This window comes from Pseudomonas sp. 51_B (assembly GCF_017491595.1).
GTDB lineage: Bacteria > Pseudomonadota > Gammaproteobacteria > Pseudomonadales > Pseudomonadaceae > Aquipseudomonas > Aquipseudomonas promysalinigenes.
On sequence record NZ_JAFGYW010000062.1, the window covers coordinates 1 to 961 of the forward strand.

General features: G+C 60.6%; 1 protein-coding gene and 1 pseudogene. Both read right to left on the bottom strand.

Features of this window, described 5'->3' with window-relative positions:
- The coding region (locus J5M56_RS23580; RefSeq protein WP_207937894.1) for a toll/interleukin-1 receptor domain-containing protein at positions 1-344 on the bottom strand (344 nt) is incomplete at its 3' end.
- Positions 344-961: pseudogene (locus J5M56_RS23585) on the bottom strand (caspase family protein); the annotation flags it as partial. The gene J5M56_RS23580 and the pseudogene J5M56_RS23585, both read right to left, overlap by 1 nt.

Genomic DNA, 961 nt, shown 5'->3' on the forward strand with positions numbered 1-961 from the left:
AAGAAATCCAGATCGCTGGCCGTGCTCAGCTTCGGCCACTTGTCCAGATAGATCGGCAATTGCGCCGGTCCGGTCTTGAACGTACAGATCCGCCGGTTACTGATCGTCGCCTCGCCAATTTCGAACGGCACCCACCAGGACTGCGCAGTCTTCTCCGACACCACCGCCAGCAGATGCGTGCACTCGGTGATGTTGCGGGTAATGACCCCGGTAATGTCATCGGTGGTCTGCGATTCCGGATCCAGCACGTCGAGGTAAGTCCTGATCTTCGCCTGGGTCAGGCGGGTGTTGATGGCTAGCGCATGGGCGCGATCCATGTGGCGATAGCTGATAAAGACTGGCATCAGAAATGTCCTTTGAGGGCGAGTTCGCGGTAATAGGCGCCGAGTGCCTTCAGGCGGCAGCCGGTCGAGTGAATGGCGGCGTAGTACATGTGCTCGGCGTCGACCGGTTCGATCAGGCTGTGGCGGTTGCACTTCTGCAACTGGGCGAAGACCTCGCCGTGCTCAGGCACGAACGCCTTTTCGGTGGGTTCGTAGCTGGGGTCGAGCGGCAAGACCGATTCGGCTTCGGCAAACCAGTCGGGCAATTTGCGCAGGATCTCCTTGGGAATCAGCGGCGAGACTTCGCGCAGGGAAATGAACTGCGACACATTGGTCTTGAACACCGGACGCTGCTCCCAGGCACCGAGGGCGTTGTCGACGAAGGAATACAGACTGCCGGGGGTGATTTTGCCGAGGATATTCGCCGCGCCGCCATGCAGCGCTTGCAGGAGCAGGCCGGTGAATACGCCGTGCTGCGCGCCCTCCAGCGCCGGCTCGGCTTTTTTGCAGGCGGTGAGGATCGTCATACCCTCGCTGACCATGCTGCTCTCGCTGCGCAGGGCGCGCACTTCGCCGGCCGAACCGCTTTCGCAGCAGTCGAGGATGATCATTTTGTTTTTGATCCGCGTGGCTTTGTC